14 protein-coding genes and 1 tRNA gene are annotated in these 17,293 nt (G+C 70.0%); 8 read left to right on the forward strand and 7 right to left on the reverse strand.

The genetic code is table 11. From position 1 onward, the window contains the following. Positions 1-37 precede the first annotated feature (37 nt). The 3 genes from AC07NX_RS10270 to AC07NX_RS10280 form a co-directional block, all read right to left on the reverse strand. The gene (locus AC07NX_RS10270; RefSeq protein ID WP_494641507.1) at positions 38-2,449 is read right to left on the reverse strand and encodes a putative bifunctional diguanylate cyclase/phosphodiesterase; all 2,412 of its coding nucleotides are present in this window, start codon (positions 2,447-2,449) and stop codon (positions 38-40) included. A 163-nt stretch (positions 2,450-2,612) separates the two neighbouring features. After that, positions 2,613-4,448, reverse strand: a complete 1,836-nt coding sequence (typA, locus tag AC07NX_RS10275; RefSeq protein ID WP_494641509.1) for a translational GTPase TypA — start codon at positions 4,446-4,448, stop codon at positions 2,613-2,615. A 632-nt stretch (positions 4,449-5,080) separates the two neighbouring features. Next, entirely contained in the window at positions 5,081-6,001 is a 921-nt protein-coding gene (locus AC07NX_RS10280) for an N-formylglutamate amidohydrolase (protein ID WP_494641511.1), read from the reverse strand. 177 nt (positions 6,002-6,178) lie between these two features. Here AC07NX_RS10280 and cpdR point away from each other — a divergent pair, with 177 nt between their 5' ends. The 3 genes from cpdR (at position 6,179) to AC07NX_RS10295 (ending at position 8,416) form a co-directional block, all read left to right on the forward strand. Beyond that, positions 6,179-6,535, forward strand: coding sequence for a cell cycle two-component system response regulator CpdR (gene cpdR / locus AC07NX_RS10285; protein WP_012284930.1), 357 nt, complete (start codon positions 6,179-6,181; stop codon positions 6,533-6,535). Between the two features lie 110 nt (positions 6,536-6,645). Beyond that, positions 6,646-6,720, forward strand: a tRNA-Val gene (locus tag AC07NX_RS10290). Positions 6,721-7,201: 481 nt separating this feature from the next. Then, positions 7,202-8,416 carry an OmpA family protein gene (locus AC07NX_RS10295; RefSeq protein ID WP_494641514.1) on the forward strand — a complete coding sequence of 405 codons (1,215 nt, stop codon included), beginning with the start codon at positions 7,202-7,204 and terminating at the stop codon, positions 8,414-8,416. A 289-nt stretch (positions 8,417-8,705) separates the two neighbouring features. Here AC07NX_RS10295 and mnmC2 read toward each other — a convergent pair whose 3' ends face one another. The 3 genes from mnmC2 to motA all read right to left on the reverse strand — a co-directional run bounded on the left by mnmC2 (position 8,706) and on the right by motA (position 11,950). Further along, entirely contained in the window at positions 8,706-10,544 is a 1,839-nt protein-coding gene (gene mnmC2 / locus AC07NX_RS10300) for a tRNA (5-methylaminomethyl-2-thiouridine)(34)-methyltransferase MnmC2 (RefSeq protein ID WP_494641516.1), read from the reverse strand. Between the two features lie 84 nt (positions 10,545-10,628). Beyond that, positions 10,629-10,946 (reverse strand): hypothetical protein, encoded by a 318-nt coding sequence (locus AC07NX_RS10305; protein WP_494641518.1) that lies wholly within the window; start codon positions 10,944-10,946, stop codon positions 10,629-10,631. Positions 10,947-11,080: 134 nt separating this feature from the next. Then, on the reverse strand, positions 11,081-11,950 hold the full coding sequence (motA, locus tag AC07NX_RS10310; protein WP_494641520.1) for a flagellar motor stator protein MotA: 870 nt from the start codon (positions 11,948-11,950) through the stop codon (positions 11,081-11,083). A 162-nt stretch (positions 11,951-12,112) separates the two neighbouring features. Here motA and AC07NX_RS10315 point away from each other — a divergent pair, with 162 nt between their 5' ends. Together AC07NX_RS10315 and AC07NX_RS10320 are read left to right on the forward strand one after the other, a co-directional pair. Then, positions 12,113-13,441 carry an MFS transporter gene (locus AC07NX_RS10315; RefSeq protein WP_494641522.1) on the forward strand — a complete coding sequence of 443 codons (1,329 nt, stop codon included), beginning with the start codon at positions 12,113-12,115 and terminating at the stop codon, positions 13,439-13,441. 86 nt (positions 13,442-13,527) lie between these two features. After that, positions 13,528-13,959: a hypothetical protein gene (locus tag AC07NX_RS10320; RefSeq protein ID WP_494641524.1), complete on the forward strand. Its 432-nt coding sequence runs from the start codon at positions 13,528-13,530 to the stop codon at positions 13,957-13,959. On the opposite strand, the gene AC07NX_RS10325 is transcribed toward AC07NX_RS10320, so the two are convergent. After that, a complete protein-coding gene (locus AC07NX_RS10325; RefSeq protein WP_494641526.1) occupies positions 13,956-15,245 on the reverse strand; it encodes a lytic murein transglycosylase in 1,290 nt (429 codons plus the stop codon). The two genes, AC07NX_RS10320 and AC07NX_RS10325, sit on opposite strands and share 4 nt — an antisense overlap. Positions 15,246-15,494: 249 nt before the next feature. On the opposite strand from AC07NX_RS10325, the gene ykgO reads away from it, so the two are divergent. The 3 genes from ykgO to AC07NX_RS10340 all read left to right on the forward strand — a co-directional run bounded on the left by ykgO (position 15,495) and on the right by AC07NX_RS10340 (position 17,285). Further along, the gene (gene ykgO, locus AC07NX_RS10330; protein ID WP_018061125.1) at positions 15,495-15,620 is read left to right on the forward strand and encodes a type B 50S ribosomal protein L36; all 126 of its coding nucleotides are present in this window, start codon (positions 15,495-15,497) and stop codon (positions 15,618-15,620) included. Next, positions 15,620-16,237 (forward strand): HAD family hydrolase, encoded by a 618-nt coding sequence (locus tag AC07NX_RS10335; protein WP_494641529.1) that lies wholly within the window; start codon positions 15,620-15,622, stop codon positions 16,235-16,237. Before ykgO ends, AC07NX_RS10335 begins: the two co-directional genes overlap by 1 nt. 178 nt (positions 16,238-16,415) lie before the next feature. Continuing rightward, positions 16,416-17,285: an NAD(P)-dependent oxidoreductase gene (locus tag AC07NX_RS10340; RefSeq protein WP_494641531.1), complete on the forward strand. Its 870-nt coding sequence runs from the start codon at positions 16,416-16,418 to the stop codon at positions 17,283-17,285. The last annotated feature ends 8 nt before the right edge of the window (positions 17,286-17,293 follow it).

The following is a 17,293-nucleotide window of genomic DNA, read 5'->3' on the forward strand; positions in this document are numbered from 1 at the left end:
GCTTGTCCGGGATGACAGCCGCTTAGGGGGCTTGGCGTCAGCTCGCCGTCGCGGAACTTTGCGTCACGTCGCCCGCCGGTCCGCGCCGCAACCGCTGCGCGGTGTTGTCCAGCAGGTAGCCGGGGATGTCGGCGATCGGCATGGGCCGGCCGAACAGATAGCCCTGGAAGTGGTCGCAGCGCATGTCCTCGAGGATCGAGGCCTGCTCGGCGGTCTCCACCCCCTCGGCCGTGACCTCCAGGTTCAGGGTGCGGCCCAGGAGGGTGATGGTGCGCAGGATGTCGGCGATGGCGGGGTTGCCCGACATCTCGGCCACGAAGGTGCGGTCGATCTTGATCTTGTCGAACGGGAACCGCCACAGATAGGCCAGGCTGGAATAGCCGGTGCCGAAGTCGTCCATGGCGATGCGCACGCCCAGGTCCTTCAGGGCCTGGAGCTGCTCCAGCGTGCCGGCCGTGTCGCGCAGCAGCAGGCCCTCGGTGATCTCCAGCTCCAGCCGGGAAGGGGCCAGGCCCGACTCGCGCAGGGCGGCGCGCACCTGGTCGACCAGGTCGCCGGTGGCGAACTGGTTGGGCGACAGGTTCACCGCCACCTTTAGCGGCGCGGGCCAGGCGGCGGCCTGGCGGCAGGCCTCGTTCAGCACCCACTCGCCGATCTTGCAGATCAGGCCCCACTGCTCGGCGCATTCGATGAAGTCGTCGGGCCCGACCACGCCGCGGCGCGGATGCTGCCAGCGCAGCAGGGCCTCGAAGCCGGTGGTCTCGTGGCCCTTGGCGCCGATCAGCGGCTGGAAGAACAGCTTCAGCTCGTCGTTCGGCAGGGCCGAGCGCAGGTCGATCTCCAGGGCCCGGCGCTCCTGGGCCCAGACGTCCATGGTCGCCTCGAAGAACCGGTAGGCCCCGCGCCCGTCGCCCTTGGCGCGGTAGAGGGCCAGGTCGGCGTTCTTCAGCAGGGTGTCGGCGTCGGCGGCGTCGGCGGGGGCGACGGCGATGCCGACGCTGGCGCCGATCGACACGTGGTGGTCGTTCAGGGCGTAGGGCAGGGAAAGGGCGTCGACGATGGCCTGGGCCAGGGCGCCCAGGCTCGACGCGTCCAGGGCGGACGCTTCGAGGTCGCCCCGGACGACCACGGCGAACTCGTCGCCGCCCAGGCGGGTGATGATCCCGGCCTCGCCGACGCAGGCGCGCAGGCGGCGGGCCGCCTCGACCAGCAGGGCGTCGCCGATCGGGTGGCCCAGGCTGTCATTGACGCCCTTGAAGTGGTCCAGATCCAGGCACAGGACCGCGCATCCCGACGTCCCGCCCTTGGCGTCCCAGGCGCCGCTCAGGGCCTGCAGGAACGACAGGCGGTTGGGCAGGCCGGTCAGCACGTCGTAGTGCGCCAGGCGGGTGATGCGCTCCTGGTCCCGGCGCGCCTGGGTGACGTCGGCGCCGACGCCGCGGAAGCCGGCGAACACGCCATCCAGGTCGTGGATCGGCTTGGCGGTCAGCGTCCACCAGTGGGGCTCGCCCCCGACCGTCACGGACACCACCACATCGCGGAAGGCCTTCTGGTCGGCCAGCAGGCCCGAGAGGGTGGCGGCCAGGCCTTCGGGAGCCTCGGCCATCCTGGCGTCCAGCCCGCCGACCACCCGGCCGATCAACTCTTCGCGCGGAATGCCCGCCGCCTCGGCCATGCGTTCGGAAACATAGGTCAGGGCGCCGGTGGCGTCGACTTCCCACAGCCAGTCGCTGGAGCCCTCCTCGAAGTCGCTGAGCAGCAGGCTGACGACCTGCTTCTGGCGCTCCAGCTCGTCGCCGGCCACCAGGCGGTCGACGAACACCTTGGCGTGCGACAGGCACGACAGGCCCACGACCAGGTAGCAGAAGATCAGAAGCCCGGCCAAGGCCAGCAGGATCGGCTGCTGGCTGGTCAGCAGGACGTAGAGCGAGCCGATCACCAGCGGCGTGGTGTAGGCCAGGGCCGCCATCGGCAGGGTCAGCAGGGCGAAGCTGCCGGTGCCGATCATGCCCGCGATCAGCGCGACCACCAGCATGTTCATGTAGACGCTGTGGTCATCGAGAACGAAGATCGGCAACACGCCCCACAGGCAGCCCAGCAGGCCCGCCTGCAGCGCCACGCGCCGCGCGCCGCGGGCCGAGACGGTGTTCTTGGCGCTCTTGCGGTGGCGGGCCGACAGCCAGCCGCGCAGGCCCAGCAGGGCGTAGCAGACGACCACGCCGGCCCAGACCAGCAGGGCGAGCCGATGAGGGCCGCCCAGGCCGGCCAGGAAGACCAGCAGGGCGTTGACGATGTTGGCGACCATCATCACCGGCGTCAGGCGCTGGATGCTGACCAGCTGCTCGAAGCGGACCCGGCCGGCCATGGCCTCGGGCACGGCGGGCAGGTGGCGCGCCAGCAACGCGGCGGCTCGCGACGAGGTCCCCGAAGGAGCGGAAGTCTGGCGCACGGCGCGATCCTGCAATCCCAGGACGCCCCGCATCCCGCGCCGGCAACATATCAGCGGTTCCTGAAACGCCGGTTAACCGTAGGATCGCGAACCTGAAAAAGCCCGCCATCCCAAGGAGATGGCGGGCTCTTGATCGTCTGTCCCCGGATGCTCCGGGAACCGACTATTCTTCCTTGACGCGACGCTTGCGGAACGACGGGTTCAGGGTCTGCTTGCGCAGGCGGATGTTCTTGGGCGTCACCTCGACCAGCTCGTCTTCCTCGATATAGGCGATGGCCTGTTCGAGGGTCATGCGGCGCGGCGGGGTCAGGCGGATCGACTCGTCCTTGCCCGAGGCGCGGACGTTGGTCAGCTGCTTGGCCTTCATCGGGTTGACGTCGAGGTCGTCCTGGCGGGCGTTCTCGCCGATGATCATGCCCTGGTAGGTCTTCTCGCCGGCGCCGACGAACATGGTGCCGCGCTCTTCCAGGTTCCACAGCGCGTAGGCCGCCGTCTCACCGTCCGAGTTGCTGATCAGCACGCCCTTGCGCTGCTGGTCGATGGCGCCCTTGTAGGGCTCGTAGTGGCTGAACACGCGGTTCAGCACGCCCGAACCGCGGGTGTCGGTCAGGAACTCGCCCTGGTAGCCGATCAGCGAACGCGACGGGGCGACCAGCTGGATGCGGGTCTTGCCCGCGCCCGACGGGCCCATGTCCTTCAGCTCGGCCTTGCGGGCCGACAGCTTCTCGATGACGATGCCCGAGAACTCGTCGTCGACGTCGATCATGACGTCTTCCATCGGCTCCAGGCGCTTGCCGGTTTCCGGGTCGGTCTGGAACACCACGCGCGGACGGCTGATCGACACCTCGAAGCCTTCGCGGCGCATGTTCTCGATCAGGACGCCCAGCTGCAGTTCGCCGCGGCCGGCCACTTCGTAGGCGTCACGCTCGCTGGTCTCGGTGACCTTGATGGCGACGTTCGATTCGGCTTCCTTCAGCAGGCGATCGCGGATCACGCGGCTCTGGACCTTGTCGCCTTCCTTGCCGGCCAGCGGCGAGTCGTTGACCGACACGGTCATCGAGATGGTCGGCGGGTCGATCGGCTGGGCCGGCAGGGCCTCGGTCACGTCAAGGGCGCACAGGGTGTCGGCCACGGTCGCCTTGGACATGCCGGCGATGGCGACGATGTCGCCCGCTTCCGCGCCCTCTTCGACGGGCTGGCGGCGCAGGCCGCGGAAGGCCAGCACCTTGGTGATGCGGCCGCGCTCGATTTCCTTGCCGTCGCGGTCCAGCGCCTTGATGGCCATGCCGGGGACGGCCTTGCCGCTCTCGATGCGGCCGGTCAGCAGGCGACCCAGGAACGGGTCGGATTCGATCAGCACGTTCAGGATCTGGAACGGCTTGTCCACCTTCGCGATCTGCTTGGGTTCCGGGACGTGGCGGACGATCAGGTCGAACAGCGGGGCCAGGTTGTCGTTGGGGACGTTCATGTCCAGCGTCGCCCAGCCGGCGCGGCCCGAGGCGTAGATGTGCGGGAAGTCCAGCTGCTCGTCCGTGGCGCCGATGGCGGCGAACAGGTCGAAGGCGGCGTTGTGGACCTTGTCCGGATCGGCGTGGGCGCGGTCGACCTTGTTGATGCAGAGGATCGGGCGCAGGCCCATCTTCAGCGCCTTGGTCAGCACGAACTTGGTCTGCGGCATGACGCCTTCCTCGGCGTCGACCAGCAGGACGCAGCCGTCCACCATGCCCAGGATCCGCTCGACTTCGCCGCCGAAGTCGGCGTGGCCGGGGGTGTCGATGATGTTGATGCGGGTCTCGCCCGCCTCACCGTTCCACAGCACGCTGGTGCACTTGGCCAGGATCGTGATGCCGCGCTCGCGCTCCTGGTCGTTGGAGTCCATGGCGCGCTCGGTCGTCGCCTCGTTGGCGCGGAACACGCCCGACTGGGCCAGCAGCTGATCGACGAGGGTGGTCTTGCCATGATCGACGTGCGCGATGATGGCGATGTTTCGCATGGACATGGAGAAGGCGAACTTTCGGGAGGAACAGATGGGTTTTGACGCTGCGCGCGTCAGGCGCGCGGCTTTTACGCGACTGCGCGGCGTTTATCCACCCCACCCCTGCGCGGGAGATTGACCGGGAAACCGGTGTCAGCACCAAACCCCTTAAATTCATAGGGTTTGCGAAAGTTGCGGGCGGATGTCGTTTCTTCGGCAACTAATTGTGCAGTGCAGCATCGCTTTCAAAAACGGCCAAGCTTGAAGAGCGTTGTTCTCTGAGCCTTGTCTTACAAAGGGTTTCGGTCGGCGGGCGCGATAAAAAAGACAGGAGTGTCTGTCGATTTTGCTTGATGCATTTCGCAGCGCACCCTATAAGCAACCTGTGAGGTGGCGCTGCCGCCTCTGCCCTTCCTGGGCGTTTCCTCCCTAATGAACTGCCCGGCTTTCGAGCCGGGCTTTTTTTTGGCCCGAGCCAGGGCGCGGCTTTCGGCCGCCGTTCTAAACGTCCGCCATCCTCGAACTTGTTCCGAGGGCCCCGGTTTCAGGGGCGAAGAAGGCCGATCCGCGGCGCGACGAGATTCCAGCTTGTCCCTTGTCGGCAGCTCGGCGCCGCGGGGGGCTCCGCAAGCAAGTCCAGGATGACGGAGCAGGGGCTAGAGCAGCTCGACCCAGTCGGTCTGGACCAGGCGCGCGGTCGCCGCCTCGATGTCCGCCTTCAGCCGCGACAGGCCCTCGGTCGGCTCGCGGGTCGTCTCGTTCATATAGAGCGCGCGGTTGATCTCGACCTGGATGGCGTGGGTGCGCCGCGTCGGGCGGCCGTAGTGCTCGGTGGTGTAGCCGCCGGCGTAGGGCGCGTTGCGGGCCACGCGATAGCCCAGTCCCTCCAGGGTCTTTTCCATCAGGGCGGTCAGCCCGGGCCCGCAGGCCGCGCCGAAGCGGTCGCCCAGCACGATGTCGCAGGGGCCGCCGCCGCGGGCCCGGTGGCCGCGCGCCGCCGCCGCCGGCATCGAGTGCCAGTCGACCAGGATCGCCAGGCCGTGGGTGTTGCGGGCTTGGGCCAGCAGGCGGTCCAGCGCATCGTGATAGGGCCGGTGGGCGGTCTCGATGCGAGCCTTGGCCTCGGCGAAGGTCAGCTTGCGGGCGTAGATCGGACGGCCCTCGCCGGCCACCCGGGCGATGGCCCCCAGCCCCGCCGCCACCCGCGCCGTGCGGGCTTGGGCGAAGTCGGGCAGGGCGTCCTCGAACATCGCCGGATCCAGCTCCCAGGCGTCGCGGTTGAGGTCGATATAGGCCCGGGCCAGCCGAGCGCGGATCACGCAGACCCCCTGGCCGGGCGCGTCGGCGATCAGGTCGTCGACGAAGGCGTCTTCCGAGCCGCGCAGGTCCTGGGCGGTCAGCCGGGCGGCAGCCATCATGTCGGGCGGATAGAGGCGTCCGGAATGGGGCGAGGCGAACACCAGCGGCGTGGGGGGCGGCGCGCCTTCCGCCTGGGCGCGCGCGACCTCGAAAGCCGGCGAGAAGCCGTGCTCCGCCGTCGCCGGCGTTCTCGAAGCGATCGGCTCCCAGGCGGTCATGGGCTTATTGTCGCGGTCCGGCGGTTCCGGGTCAAACGCTGACGGTCCACGTTATAAGGAGGTGTCCGGGTCTCCGGGCTTTAGCTGTGGACAGCGCGGGCCCGGTTCATTCGTGATTTACCGTCCTTGGCTAGATTCTCCCTTTCCAATTTCGCCTGTCGCCTGGAAACTGACCGCATGGCCCGCATCCTCCTCGCCGAAGACGACGACTCCCTTCGAGGGTTCCTCGCCCGCGCTCTCGAGCGCGCCGGCTTCGAGGTCACGGCCTGCGCCGACGGCGAGGAGGCGGTCCAGCACCTGGATACGCCCTGGGACCTGCTGCTGACCGACATCGTCATGCCCGGCATGGACGGCATCGAGGTGGCGCGCCAGGCCGCCGCCCGCGACCCGTCCCTGCGCATCATGTTCATCACCGGCTTCGCCGCCGTGGCCCTGTCGGCCCAGGACCGCGCCCCGGCCGGCGCCAAGGTCCTGTCCAAGCCCGTGCACCTGCGCGACCTCGTCTCCGAGGTCGAGAAGATGATGGCCGCCTAATTTTTTCGAAGGCCCCCGAAAGGCGGGTTGCGCGACGGCCAAGCCGCCGCTATACCCCCACACCTTCCCGCCCGGGACGCTTTTCAAAAGCGCTTCCAGGCCGCCTTGGCGGACGCGTAGCTCAGCGGGAGAGCACTACGTTGACATCGTAGGGGTCACAGGTTCAATCCCTGTCGCGTCCACCATTCCCTTTCTTCCAGACACCTGCCTCGTCCCGGCGTCGTCGCGCCCGCCGCCTTGCGCGACGCCAAGTCCTCAAGCATCGCCCCGACCGCGTCAGCGACCAGTATCTTGAAGGTTGTGGCGGCCGCCTTGCGCGGGTCGCCGGGCCGGATTCGTGGTGTCCCGGCGCCTCAGGCCGTGCGCCTTCGTCGACACGACGCGACAGAGGCCGCGATCGCGACGGATGATTCGTCCACGGATCGACTTTCCCCAGCGTCGTAACGGTTTTCGGACGACGCCGAGCCGCCGGCTGGCCGATGACGTGGGAAAACGGTGTCGTTCTTCGCGGAGCCGTTCCCAGGGTTCCCGGGCGCTGCGTTGTCTTTCCGACGAAATGGTCGGAATGTGGCGCCTTAGCCACACCTGATTTTGCTACTGGCGCGTTTGTCGTCCTGAGGCAGCTCCCCAAGTCGGCCTCAAGACATTCACGTAGAGGGTTACATCATGAAAATCCGGTTGCTGGCTGGTGTCGCGACGCTTGCGCTATGCGCCGCGTCAGGCGCCTCCGCCCAAAGCGCATTGAGCGGATGGTACGTCGCCGGCGACGTCGGGTACCATACGACCGACGGCGTCAAGGCTTCGTCGTCTACCGGCGCGTCCGATTGGACGTTCTCGGCCAAGGACGACTGGGCCGCATTTGGCCGTATCGGCTACAAGCTGACCCCGAACTGGCGCGTCGAGGGTGAATACGGCTATCGCTCGGGCGACATCGAGAGCGTTCGCGGTTCCGCCGCGGATCCTCAGCCGATCGGCCTTTGCACCGCCGGTGTCGAGCGCACCGCGGCGGCCCCGACCTGCGGCAAGCCGAATGGCGACCTGAAGGCCACGACCCTGATGGCCAACGTCATCTATGACTTCATGCCCGATTCCAGCTGGCGTCCGTTCATCGGCGCCGGTGTCGGTACGGCCTGGGTCCACAACAAGGTCTACGGCCAGCTGTCCGGCGTCCCGGCCGGCGCCGCGCGGTTCCAGAACACCAGCTTCGACGACGTCGACCAGGCCCTGGCCTATCAGGGCATCCTGGGCATCGCCTGGGACTTCGCGCCGAACTGGTCGCTGGACCTGACCGGCCGTTACCTCCAGACGGACGATCTGCAATGGGGTTCGGTGACGACGAATGTCGGCGGCCCGGGCCAATTCGGCGCGGTGACCGACGTCGGCACCTATGAAGGCAAGTACAAGGACACCTCGCTGACCTTGGGCGTCCGCTACACCTTCGGCTCGCCGCCTCCGCCCCCGCCGCCCCCGCCGCCCCCGCCGCCTCCGCCCCCGCCGCCGGAACCCCCGCCCCCGCCGCCTCCGCCGCCGGCGGCCCCGGCCTACGAGGCGCGTGAGTTCGTGGTCTACTTCCCGTTCGATCAGTACGTGCTGACGCCGGAAGCCCAGGCCGTGGTCTCGCAAGCGGCCGACTACGCCAAGGGCGGTAATGCGACGAAGATCACCGTGGTCGGCCACACCGACACCTCGGGTTCTCCGAAGTATAACGCCAAGCTCTCCGAGCGCCGCGCCAAGGCCGTGGCTGACGCCCTGGTCGGCGCCGGCGTCGCCGCCACCACCCTGGCGGTGGACTGGAAGGGCGAAAGCGAACCGGCCGTCGCCACCGGCGACGGTGTGAAGGAACCGCTGAACCGCCGTTCCACGATCTCGATCAACTTCTAAGGATCGCGATCACGACGAAGATGGAGGGCCCGGCGGCGACGCCGGGCCCTTTTTCTTTCGCATCGGGGCTCTTTCGCATCCGACGCGGCCGGCGGGAGAGGTGCGCCGTCGTCCAAAAGAAAGACGCCCCCGACGGTGTCGAGAGCGCCATCATCCGGAGGCCCGAGAGGGCGTCGGGCCCCGGTCAGGCCGACATTCTGCGGCGTCGGCTCCAGTGGCGAAACGTTCGCGGCGAGCCCTGGGTCTGCGGCGGGGGCCTCGCGCGCCAGCCGCGTTCCCGTCCGGCCGATTATACCGCCCCGGGGGCGTTGGGGCGCGACGAAAATCGCGAGGGCGCGATCAGGTCCGACAAGGGTCTGGGCAAGGGCGAAGGGATGTCGAGGATCCGCGCCGCCAGGTGCTCGGCCAGCAGGGGCGCCAGGCAGAAGCCGCGCCCGCCCAGGCCGCCCAGGACGAACAGGCCGTCGGGCGAGCCGGGGACCGCGCCGGCCAGCGGCAGGTGGTCGGCCGTCGTGGCGCGCACGGCGGCGCGGCCCCGCAGCGGGGCGTCGGCCAGCCGGGCGGCCAGGCCGGGCAGTCCCTTGGCCAGGGCCAGCAGGTTGCGGCGGTCGTCGGCCTCGCGGGCGTCCGTCTCGATGACGCCGCGATCGTGGGTGGCGCCGAACAGCACGCCGTCGCGGGTGGGGATCGCATAGGCGCCGAAGGCGGCGGGGGCGGGGGCGGGGCGTTCGGTCCAGGTCGCCTGGCCGCGCACGGGCCGGATCGGCGCGGCGGGCCACAGCCTGGCCTGGCCGGCCCCGCCGGCCAGCACCACGACGTCGGCCTCGGCCAGCGGGCGGTCGTCGGGGGCGTACAACCGCCAGATGCCGTCCTCGCGGGCCAGCCGGGCGACCCGCGCCAGGGTGGCCGGACCGCGCCAGGTCTCGAGCACGCGGGCGGGCTCCACCACCAGGGCGTCGACCATGTCCAGAACGCCGGCCGCGACCGGTTCGCGCAGGCGTGCGGCGGCGTCGTCCGCGTGCGGCAGGACCATCGCGCCGGGCTCGAACAGGTCTTGGGCCGCGACGGCGGCGTGGCGCTCGCCGTCGCGCGGGGCGACCGGCAGCTTCAGCACCCCGCGCGCGATCACCGCCTCGGGCGACTGGGCGTAGAGAGCGACCGCGCGGGCGAAGGCCTGGGCGGGCAGGGCGGCGCGCGGGCCGCCGCCGGCGTCGAGGGCGGGGGTGACCAGGGCGGCGGGGTTGCCCGAGGCCGGCGTCTCGCCGTCGTCGAAGACCGTCACGTCCAGGCCCTCGGCCCGAGCGGCCCGGGCCATGGCGGCGCCGGCGATCCCGCCGCCGATCACCGCCAGGCGGCGCGGGCGCGAGGGCGCGGGCGGGATCCCGGGCGCCGCGGCCTCCAGCCGCTCCTTCTTGCGACCAAAGCCGGGGCGCTTGTCGACCTGGAAGCCGGCGGCGGCCAGGCCGCGCCGCACCGCGCCGGCGACGGTGAAGGTGGCGGCGCGGGCGCCCGGGGCGCTGCGGGCGGCCACGGCGGCCAGGATCTCCTCGCGCCACATGGCCGGGTTCAGGGCCGGCGAGAAGCCGTCCAGGAACCAGGCGTCGGCCGCGCCGTCCCAGGCGGCCAGGGCGTCCTCGACGTCCATCACCGCCAGGTCGAACGTCGCGTCGAAGCCTGGCAGGTCGACGCGGTGAAAGCCGCGCGCCCGGCCGGGCCAATGGTCGAGCAGCACGCTCGCCGCCTCGCCCAGCTCCGGCCAGACGGCCAGGGCCCGGGCCGCCTCGTCGCGGGTGATCGGGTGGGCCTCGATCGAGAAGACGTGCAGGCGCTGGCCCGGAACCTTTTCCCGTCGCCACAGGTCCAGCAGGGCGGCGATGTTCAGGCCCGTGCCGAAGCCCAGCTCGCCGACGACGAAGCGGTCGCGGCCCCGCCAGGCGGCCGGCAGGCCGCAGCCGGCCAGGAACACGGCGCGGGTCTCGGCCAGGCCGTCGGCGCTGGAGAAATAGACGTCGCCGTAAAGCGCCGATTGCGGCAGGCCGTCGTCGCGCCAGACGAGGGGCGAGACGGGGGGCGAGACGGGGGGCGAGGCGAGCGGGGAGTCGGAAGGGGAGGCGGCGGGGTCGCTCATGCGTCGCTTATAGGGCGGCGACCCCTCATGAAAGAAGGGCCGCCCTCGCGGACGGCCCTTCCGATCGCTTCGAAGCGAGCAGCCTTAGTGGGCGGCCGGCTCGGTCTTCTTTTCGGTCGTGGTGGTCGTGGTGGTGGCCGTGCCGGGCGCTTCGGCGGCGGTCGTCGCGTCCTGGGCGGCCGGGGCCGCGGCGGCGTCGGCGGCGGCCTTGTTGGCGTCGGCGGCGGCGGTGGCGGCGTTCGAAGCCGCGTCCGTGGCCGTGCTGGCCGAGGCGGCGGCGTCCTGGGCGGCCTTCGAGGAGGCGTCGGCCGACTCTTCGGCCTTCTTGCCGCAGGCGGCCAGCGACAGGGCGGAGACGGCCATGCCGGCGATCAGGATCGAGCGGAGAATCTTGGTGGTCATAGGGACTTCCCTTGCGACTGCTTGTCTGGCGATCGCGACCGAGGGGGTCGCGTCACAGCGTCACAGAACATCAGTTCTGTAGCAGGGGCAAGACAATTGTTCACGGATCCGTGATCGGTCCGTGATCAGCGGGATCAGGGCTCGGCGGGGATGGCCTGCAGGGCCTCTTCCAGCTCCAGGAAGCTGGGCTGGGCCTCGCTCGGCACGTTGCCGCGGCCGATCTCGACGCTGATCTGGGCGGCGTTGCCGTGCAGGTGGGCGACCAGGACCGACTGGATGATCTTGTAGAACGCGCCTTCCTCGTCGACCACGGCGGTCAGGCGGGTGGCGAAGGGGGCGACCAGGCCATAGGCCAGGAATACGCCGAGGAAGGTGCCGACCAGGGCGCCGCCGATCATCCCGCCCAGCACGGCCGGCGGCTCGGTGATCGAGCCCATGGTCTTGATGACGCCCAGCACGGCGGCCACGATGCCCAGGGCGGGCAGGGCGTCGGCCAGGCTCTGCAGGGCGTGGGCCGGGGCCAGGCCCTCGTGGTGGTGCTTTTCGAGCTGCTTTTCCATCGCGTCCTCGACCTGGTGGGGATCCTCCAGGTTCATGGTCATCATCCGCAGGGTGTCGCAGATGAAGTCGACGGCGAAGTGGTCCTTGGTGATCTTCGGATAGCGCTGGAAGATCGAGCTGTCGTTGGGCTTTTCGATATGGCTTTCCAGCGCGATCACGCCCTTGGACTTCATCGTCTTGGTCAGCAGGAACAGCAGGCTGAGCAGGTCGCGATAGTCGGTGGTCTTCCACTTGGGGCCGGCGAAAATCTTGCCGAAGCCGCCGCCGGTGGCCTTGATCACGGTCATCGAGTTCGAGATCAGGAACGAGGCGATGCCCGCGCCCAGGATGCACATCAGCTCGTGCGGCGCGGCGTGGATGATCACGTCCATCTTGCCACCGGAGATGATGAAGCTGCCGAACACGAGTCCGAACAGCAGGACGATGCCGATGATCTGGAACATGACGTGGAGGGCCCCGGGGTAACTTGCGTCGCGATCATCGCGGTTAATGCTTAATCCAAGGTGAGCGGGGGTTTGCGGCCCTGTTGCGCCTTTCGCCGCACCCGCCTAACAGGTGTTTGACGCCACAAGCCGGGCCAACCGGCGACGCGTCGGAGGGGAAGCATGAGCGCCGCCAGCCCGGATGTCCGCCTGGACGACAAGGCCAAGGGCCGGGCCTTCGCCATCCTGTTCGCCGTCCTGCTGTCCAGCGCCGCCGGCAACACCGCCCTGCAGACGGTGTTGCCGGCCATCGGCCGTCAGGTCGGCATCCCCGACGTGCTGATCAGCTCGATCTTCTCGCTGTCGGCTCTGCTGTGGGGCGTGATGTCCCCCGTCTGGGCGCGGATGTCCGACAAGCGCGGCCGCAAGCCGATGGTGGTGCTGGGCATGGCGGGTTTCGCGGTGTCGATGCTGGGCTTCGGCTTCTTCATCCTGATGGGGCTGAAGGGCCTGATGGTTCCGATGGCCGTCTTCGCCGGGGCGGCCCTGTCGCGGGCCATCTTCGGCCTGGTCGGCAGCGCCTCGAACCCGGCCGCCCAGGCCTATGTCGCCGACCGCACGGCGCCGGCCGACCGCACCAACGCCCTGGCCACCATGGCCTCGGCCAGCGGCCTGGGCACGATCCTGGGTCCGGCCGTCGCCCCGTTCCTGGTTTTCCCGCTGCTGACCCTGTCGGGGCCGATGTTCGCGTTCGCGCTGATCGCCGGCGTCGTGCTGGTCCTGGTGACGCGGGGCCTGCCCGAGCGTCCCGACGAGATCCCCGACCGCGAGGCCGGCGCCTCGACCACGCCCCGGGCCCGCGTGCGCTGGAACGACCGGCGGATCATGCCCTTCGTCCTCTACGGCTTCCTGCTGGCCAGCGCCCAGACCGTGAACCAGCAGACCCTGGGCTTCATGGTCATCGACCAGCTGAACATCTCGCCGGCCAAGGCGGCGGCCTTCGCCGGGGTGGCGATGATGGCCGGGGCCGTGGCCAGCCTGCTGGCGCAATGGGGGCTGATCCGCATGCTGCGGCTGGCGCCGCGCCAGCTGCTGTGGCTGGGCGCGGGATGCGCCGCCCTGGGCAACCTGATCGTGGCCTTCTCGCCCGACTATCACACCCTGGTGGTGGGCTTCGCCCTGTGCAGCCTTGGCTACGGCTTCGCCCGGCCCGGCTTCACGGCCGGCGCTTCGCTGTCGGTGGGCCACGAGGAGCAGGGGGCGGTGGCCGGGGCGATCAGCGCCATCAACGGCGCTTCGGTGATCATCGCCCCGGTGCTGGGCGTGGCGCTCTACAAGTGGGCCCACCCGTCGCCCTACCTGATGAACGTCGCGGTGCTGGCCGGCCTGGTGGCCTACGCCCTGATCGATCCGGTCATGCGCCGGGTCGGCGACGCCTCGGCTCCCCGCGAGGCCCGCGACGAGGCCCAGGTGGTGGACGCCAGCTCGATCGACGCGACGGGGCCGCACTGAAGGCGCGCGAAGCGCCGCCGGCCTGCAATAATCGCGAAAAGAACCGGGCGCAGCCTTCCGAAGGTGTCGCTTCAGGGAGATCGACCGTGGGTTCCAAGCTGTTCATCCTGGCCTGCGCGGCGGGCCTGGCCGTCGCCGCTGGCGCATCCGCCCAGCCGCATCTGGCGGCTTCGGGCTATCAGAGGCTGCATGTGGCCAAGGCCGTGGTCGGCAGCACGCCGATCCGGGTCTGGGCCAACACGGCCATCGATCCCGACTGCTCGGCCCAGACGCCGGGCGCCACCCTGACCATCCTCGAGCCGCCGGCCCATGGCGCGGCGGTGGTCAAGGACGACCCCTATTTCGCGGCCTTCCCGCCGGGCAATCCGCGGTCGGCCTGCAACAGCCGCAAGGTGCCCGGTCACCAGGCCTTCTATACGGCCGCCGCGGGCTATACCGGCCACGACCGGATGGTGCTGCAGGGCTCCAGCCCGGACGGCGCGGTCCGGCGGATCGCGGTGGACATCACCGTCCGCTAGCTGATCCCGGCCTGGGCCTTCAGCCGCGCCACCATGTCGGACGACAGGTAGCCGTCGGCGGGCAGCCTGCGGTCGGCCTGCCAGGCGCGCAGGGCCTTGCGGGTGCCCGCGCCGACCACGCCGTCCGCCGGGCCGGGATCGAAGCCCAGCCGGCCCAGGGCGATCTGGGCGGCCATGCGGTCGGCCAGGCTGAGCGGGGTCTCGACCGGCCAGGCGGCGACGAGGGGGCCGCCGCCGGCGAAGCGGTCGGCCAGCAGGCCGATCCCCAGGGCGTAGGACGTGGAGTTGTTGTAGGTGCGGATCGCGAAGTGGTTGGGCAGGACCAGGAAGGCCGGGCCCGACCAGCCGGCGGGCAGGATCAGGCCGGCCGGCGAAGCGGCGTCGGCCGCCGTCCAGGGCAGGCCGTCGGCCCGCTTGACGCCCTTGGCCTCCCACCAGGACGGAACCTCGCGCGGCCCTTCGGCCAGACCGTAGTCGAAGCCGGCCGGCAGGATCACTTCCTTGGCCCAGCCGACGCCCGGCTTCCAGCCGCCCTTCTTCAGCAGGTTGGCGGCCGAGGCCAGGCTGTCGCTGTCGCTGCCCCAGATGTCGCGGCGGCCGTCGCCGTCTAAGTCGACGGCGGTCGACAGATAGTTGGAGGGCAGGAACTGGGTCTGGCCCATGGCCCCGGCCCACGAGCCCTTGAGCTGGGCGCGGGTGTCCTCGCCCGAGGCGATGATCTTCAGGGCGGCGATCAGTTCGCCCTCGGCCCAGTTCCGTCGGCGGCCGTCGGCGGCCAGGCTGGCCATCGAGCGCACGACGTCGAAATTGCCCTGGATCTTGCCGAACGCCGATTCCATGGCCCAGACGGCCAGCAGGATGTCGCGCGGCACGCCGTAGCGCTGCTCGATGGCCGGCAGGAAGGTCAGGCTGTCGCGCTTGCCGCGGCCCACGGCCACGCGGTCGTCGCTGATCACGCCCTTGATATAGTCGCCGACCGGCTTGGAGAATTCCGGCTGGCGGCCGTCCAGCGAGATCACCCTGGGGTCGGGCGTCACGCCGTCCAGCTCGCGGTCCAGCAACTGCTGGGTGAGGCCGGCGGCCAGGGCCTTCTGCTTGAAGGCGGCCAGCCAGGCGTCGAAGCCGACGGCCTGGCCCGAGGCGGCCGGATCGGCGCTGGGCGCGGCGGGGGCGGGCGGCGGCACGCGCGGCGGGGCCGGCGGGGCGATCGACGGCGCCAGGGGCGCGTTGGTCGAGGTGTCGGCGCAGCCGGCCAGCAGCAGAACGAGGAAAACGCGTCTATCCATGGGGGCAGGCTACCGGGGTTCGTGACAGGGCTGCAATCACAAGGGCGGCAGAGCGGTTAAGTTCCCGCCGGTCGAACTCAGCCTGTGGAGCGTTCGCCGCCGCATCCCGTCTCCAGATGCGCTTCGAGGCCAAGCCGCGCATTGACTCCGGCGGTTGTCCTGCTTATACGCACGCCCTCCGAAACATCCCGGATGTTCCTTTCGCCCTCATGGCGGCCGCGAACCTCTCCGCTGAGTATAGAGACGGTCATGAAGGTTCGTAGCTCGCTGAAGTCGCTGAAGTCGCGTCACCGCGACTGCAAGATGGTTCGCCGCAAGGGCGTCATCTACATCATCAACAAGACCGACCCGCGCTTCAAAGCCAAGCAAGGCTAATGACGTCCGCACGGCCTCCCAGGGCGCTGCTCTGGGACGTCGGCAACGTCATCGTGCGCTGGAATCCGCGCACGCTCTACGCGAAGATCTTCAAGGAACCGGCCGATCTCGACCGGTTCCTTTCGCATGTCGGGACCCTGGATTGGCACGCGGCGACCGATCGCGGCGTGACCTTCGCCGACAATATCGCCGCCCGCAGCGCCGAATATCCTCACCACGCCGAGCATCTGGCCGCCTGGTGGGACCGCTGGGACGAGATGTTCTCCGGGACGATTCGCGAGACCGAGTCGGTCATCGAGGACCTGGCCGCGCGCGGCGTTCCGCAGTTCGGCCTGACCAACATGTCCCACGAGACCTGGGACGGCGTGCGGGCCATGAGCCCGGCCTTCCGCCACTTCCGTGGCACGGTCGTCTCGGGCCATGAGCGGGTGATCAAGCCCGAGGCGCGGATCTACCAGATCGTCCTGGAGCGCGCCGGCCTGGAGCCCGCCGACCTGCTGTTCGTCGACGACAGCCTGGCCAATGTCGAGGCCGCCGAGGCCCTCGGCTTTCACACTCACCACTTCACGGATCCGACGGCCCTGCGGCCGACGGTGGAGAAGCACGGCCTGCTCTGAATCCCTTCTCCCCTCGTGGGAGAAGGTGGCGCGCAGCGCCGGATGAGGGGTTGAAGAACAGGGCCACCGCGACCAGTTGAGCGGTCAAGCCGGGCGCTGGACGCCTCGCGACCCCTCATCCGTCGGCTGCGCCGACACCTTCTCCCGCAAGGGGAGAAGGAAACAGGAGCACCTTCCCATGCACATCGGTTTCATCGGCCTGGGGGCCATGGGCAAGGCCATGGTCGAGAACCTGCTGGAGAAGGGTCACGCCGTGACGGTGTGGAACCGCTCGCCGGGTCCGGTGGCGGAACTGGTCGCCCTGGGTGCGACGGCCGCCGACGGGGTGGAGGACGTTCTGCAGGCCGATATCGTCCTGTCGATCCTGGCCCACGACCAGGCCATCCGCGACGTTCTGCTGGAGGCCCTGCCGCGCGCCCGGCCCGGCCTGGTCCACGCCAACCTCGCCACCATCTCGACGGCCTTCGCGCGCGAACTGGCCGACCGGCACGCCGCGCTGGGCCTGGGCTACGTGGCCGCGCCGGTGTTCGGCCGTCCGCCGGTGGCGCGGGCCGGCGGGCTGAACGTGCTGGCGGCCGGCGCGCCCGAGGCCGTCGCGACGGCCCTGCCGGTGCTGGAGGCCCTGGCCGCCAAGGTCTGGCCGATGGGCGAGGACCCCGTCCGCGCCAACGCCGTCAAGATCGCCGGCAACCTGATGATCGTCTCGGCCGTCGAGGCCATGGGCGAGGCCACGGCCCTGGGCGCGGCCCATGGCGTGCCGGCCGCCGATCTCCTGGATGTGCTGACCAGCACCATCTTCGCCGCCCCGATCTACAAGATCTATGGCGGCATGATCGCCGAGGGCCGCTACCATCCGCCAGGCTTCGCCGCCGACCTGGCGCTGAAGGATGTCCGCCTGGCCCAGGCGGCCGGCGACGAGAAAGGCCTGGCCTTGCCGCTGGCCGACCTAGTCGAGAGCGGCCTGGAGGCGCTGCTGGCGGGCGAGGGCGAGACCCCCGACCTGGCCGCCCTGGCCGAAGTCTCGCGCGGACGGGTGGAAGGGCGCTGAAGAAAAAA

This window comes from Caulobacter sp. GW821-FHT09A05 (assembly GCF_059418465.1).

Excerpts from the sequence above, each read along its gene's own strand:
- AC07NX_RS10340 (WP_494641531.1), top strand. The coding sequence starts at position 16,416 with ATGCACATCGGTTTCATCGGCCTGGGGGCCATGGGCAAGGCCATGGTC.
- AC07NX_RS10295 (WP_494641514.1), top strand. The coding sequence starts at position 7,202 with ATGAAAATCCGGTTGCTGGCTGGTGTCGCGACGCTTGCGCTATGCGCC.
- AC07NX_RS10325 (WP_494641526.1), bottom strand. The coding sequence starts at position 15,245 with ATGGATAGACGCGTTTTCCTCGTTCTGCTGCTGGCCGGCTGCGCCGAC.
- AC07NX_RS10305 (WP_494641518.1), bottom strand. The coding sequence starts at position 10,946 with ATGACCACCAAGATTCTCCGCTCGATCCTGATCGCCGGCATGGCCGTC.
- motA (WP_494641520.1), bottom strand. The coding sequence starts at position 11,950 with ATGTTCCAGATCATCGGCATCGTCCTGCTGTTCGGACTCGTGTTCGGC.
- cpdR (WP_012284930.1), top strand. The coding sequence starts at position 6,179 with ATGGCCCGCATCCTCCTCGCCGAAGACGACGACTCCCTTCGAGGGTTC.
- AC07NX_RS10315 (WP_494641522.1), top strand. The coding sequence starts at position 12,113 with ATGAGCGCCGCCAGCCCGGATGTCCGCCTGGACGACAAGGCCAAGGGC.
- ykgO (WP_018061125.1), top strand. The coding sequence starts at position 15,495 with ATGAAGGTTCGTAGCTCGCTGAAGTCGCTGAAGTCGCGTCACCGCGAC.
- typA (WP_494641509.1), bottom strand. The coding sequence starts at position 4,448 with ATGTCCATGCGAAACATCGCCATCATCGCGCACGTCGATCATGGCAAG.
- AC07NX_RS10335 (WP_494641529.1), top strand. The coding sequence starts at position 15,620 with ATGACGTCCGCACGGCCTCCCAGGGCGCTGCTCTGGGACGTCGGCAAC.
- mnmC2 (WP_494641516.1), bottom strand. The coding sequence starts at position 10,544 with ATGAGCGACCCCGCCGCCTCCCCTTCCGACTCCCCGCTCGCCTCGCCC.
- AC07NX_RS10280 (WP_494641511.1), bottom strand. The coding sequence starts at position 6,001 with ATGACCGCCTGGGAGCCGATCGCTTCGAGAACGCCGGCGACGGCGGAG.